Source organism: Mycobacterium sp., from assembly GCF_035314665.1.
GTDB lineage: Bacteria > Actinomycetota > Actinomycetes > Mycobacteriales > Mycobacteriaceae > Mycobacterium.
This window is the reverse complement of the sequence record NZ_DATFZD010000030.1, coordinates 1-2,706: the sequence shown is the minus strand read 5'-3', so window position 1 is coordinate 2,706 and position 2,706 is coordinate 1. Positions and strand designations below refer to the sequence as shown.

At 64.9% G+C, this 2,706-nt stretch carries 2 protein-coding genes, 2 pseudogenes and 1 other annotated feature; of the genes and pseudogenes, 3 read left to right on the top strand and 1 reads right to left on the bottom strand.

Annotated features, from left to right (window positions below):
- Window positions 1-130: pseudogene (locus VKI00_RS02055) on the top strand (IS3 family transposase); the annotation flags it as partial.
- A 194-nt stretch (window positions 131-324) separates the two neighbouring features.
- On the opposite strand, the gene VKI00_RS02050 reads toward VKI00_RS02055, so the two are convergent.
- The gene (locus VKI00_RS02050) at window positions 325-570 is read right to left on the bottom strand and encodes a hypothetical protein (RefSeq protein ID WP_324434925.1); all 246 of its coding nucleotides are present in this window, start codon (window positions 568-570) and stop codon (window positions 325-327) included.
- A 224-nt stretch (window positions 571-794) separates the two neighbouring features.
- On the opposite strand from VKI00_RS02050, the gene ltrA reads away from it, so the two are divergent.
- The gene (ltrA, locus tag VKI00_RS02045; RefSeq protein WP_324434927.1) at window positions 795-2,252 is read left to right on the top strand and encodes a group II intron reverse transcriptase/maturase; all 1,458 of its coding nucleotides are present in this window, start codon (window positions 795-797) and stop codon (window positions 2,250-2,252) included.
- A gap of 91 nt (window positions 2,253-2,343) precedes the next feature.
- Window positions 2,344-2,473 (top strand) — a sequence feature (AL1L pseudoknot).
- Window positions 2,366-2,706: pseudogene (locus tag VKI00_RS02040) on the top strand (IS3 family transposase); the annotation flags it as partial. It overlaps the preceding feature by 108 nt.

Genomic DNA, 2,706 nt, shown 5'->3' with positions numbered 1-2,706 from the left:
GGCCGACATCGACGACGGTTACGCGCCCGGGGTGTCGACTGCGGAGTCGCAGCGGGTCAGGGAGCTTGAGCAGGAGATCCGAGAACTGAAGCGCGCCAACGAAATTCTGAAGCGGGCCGCCAGTTTCTTCGGGGCGGAGCTGTGCGCCACGAGGCGCTGGATGTATCGGGAGGTGGTGAGAGACCGTCTTTGTTGGGCCGTCGCAGCGGCCTGATGAAGCGTCGGGGCAGCCGATCGCCGGGAACGACGGTGATCGGTGGCAAGCGGCCCCGAGAAGGCGAGCCGTGCTGGTACTGCCAGACGGTGCGGGCTCGTTGAGCAAGGTCAGAAGGTGCAGCGCAAGCGAACCAGTGCTGGAAGCTCCGTAACCGCGAAGCCGGCTCCAACCTGGCGGATATGGGCCGGTCTGCAGTGCACGATCTCACCGACGGTGGGGTCGACTCCGAAGCCGTTTAGTTCCATCGGTGGGGAGGCCACGGTGAAGGCCTGCGGCGTAACCGTGGCGATGCTGCCGGAGTAGAGCTGGGCACCTCCCTGACCAACCGATGATCTGGTGAACGTGGGAACCATCCTGCGGGACCGTTCATTTCGGCCCGGGCAGCCAGCCGGGTCGAGGTGAGAAGACTCGCCGTTCGGAGTCAAGGAACCGCATCAGGGTGGGGCGGAGGCCTCGTAGTAGTCGCGGGCGGTGACGTGCCCGCCGCGGAGACCGAGAAAGGCGGTCACAGGGCGAAGGGGGCCAGCAAGACGCGCAGTGCGAGAACTGGAAGATCAGGAGGGTATAGATGTCGCCGGTGAACACCGACGAACTCGAGTTGGCGCTGATGCTAGCGCGGCAACGGGTACTGAAGATCCAGACCAAGCTGCACCGTTGGGCTGGCGATGATCCTCATCGCCGGTTCGACGATCTGTTCAACCTCGTTGCCGATCCCGCCTTTTTGTTGGTGGCCTGGGATCGGGTGAGCGGAAACAAGGGTGCCGCCACGGCGGGGGTGGATCGGCGTACCGCGTCGTCCATCGCCGCCGGGCAAGGCGTCGAGGCGTTCCTCGATGACTTGCGGTCCAGCGTCAAGGACCGCAGTTTCCGTCCGTTGCCGGTCCGCGAGCGGATGATCCCGAAGGCAGGTGGGAAGTTGCGCCGCCTCGGGATTCCGATCGTGGCCGATCGGGTGGTCCAGGCATCGTTGAAGTTGGTGTTGGAGCCGATCTTCGAGGCGGATTTCTTGCCGTGTTCCTACGGTTTCCGTCCGAATCGCCGGGCTCATGACGCGGTGGCCGAAGTGCGTTACCTCGCGACGCGTCCCAGGTGTTATGACTGGGTCGTCGAGGGCGACATCAAGGCCTGTTTCGACGAGATCGACCACACCGCTCTGATGGGGCGGGTGTGTCGGCGCGTCGGGGACAACCGGGTGCTGGGTTTGGTGAAGGCGTTCCTGAAGGCGGGCATCCTCACGGAGGCAGGTCTGCTGGAAGACAGCACCGCGGGAACTCCGCAGGGTGGGATCCTCTCACCGTTGTTGGCCAACGTGGCGTTGTCGGTGCTCGATGAACACATCGCCGGGATGCCGGGTGGCCCGGCCACCGGTATCAACGAGCGTGCCAAACGACTTCGCCACGGGCAGCCGAACTTTCGGCTCGTCCGCTACGCCGACGACTGGTGTCTGATGGTGCGGGGCACCAGAGCCCACGCCGATGCACTACGGGAGGGCATCGTCGTCGTGCTGGCGACGATGGGGTTGCGTCTGTCACCGGACAAGACCCTGATCACCCACATCGACGAGGGGCTGGACTTCCTCGGGTGGCACATCCAGCGCCGCCGCAAACGGGGCACCAGCAACAGTTACGTCTATGTTCATCCGTCTACCACGGCCGTGTTGGCGGTCAAACGGAAGCTCAAGACGTTGCGTCGAACAGTCGAACCGAACCAGTCGCTCGATGACCTGCTGCGCCGAATCAATTCGACGCTGGCAGGCTGGGCGGGCTATTTCCGGGCCGGGGTGTCCTCGGCGACCTTCTCCTACCTCAGTCACTACACGTGGCAGACGGTATGGCGGTGGATGCGCCGTAAACACCGCAAGGCGACCTGGAAGCAGCTTCGCCGTCGTTATTGCGGCGGCGGCTGGTGGCCAGCCACCGAGGAACGGGTGCTGATCGATCTGGAGAAGATCGGCACCACCCGCTACCGCTACCGCGGTGCGGTCATCCCCTCGCCCTGGCCGGAGAACGATGAGGACACCAGCACAGCAGCCTGATCGGGTCTTGTGGAGAGCCCGGTGCATTGAAAGGTGCACGCCGGGTTCGGGAAGCGGCCCGGGAAAACGGAACAACCCCAACAGTTGTCACCGCGTCCCGGGCCGACTTTCACCGACCGCCAACACAAGAAGTAGTCGCCTTCATCGACGTTAACCGTGACGAGTTCGGGGTCGAGCCCATCTGCACTGTCCTGCGATCAGGAGGCGTGCAGGTGGCCCCGAGCAGCTACTACGCAAGCAAGGCGCGTCCGCCCTCTGTGCGAGCTTGCCGCGACGCCGTCTTGGGGCCGGCGCTGCGCCAGATCTGGGAAGACAACTATCGCGTCTACGGCGCCCGCAAGCTGTGGAAAGCAGCCCGCCGTGCTGGCCACGACGTCGGACGTGATCAGGTCGCCCGGCATATGCGGGCCGCCGGCATCGCCGGCGTTCGCCGCGGCAAACGGGTCCGGACCAC

What these genes read in the sequence shown, in the direction of transcription:
- VKI00_RS02050 (WP_324434925.1), bottom strand. Translation starts at nt 570, where the DNA reads ATGGTTCCCACGTTCACCAGATCATCGGTTGGTCAGGGAGGTGCCCAG.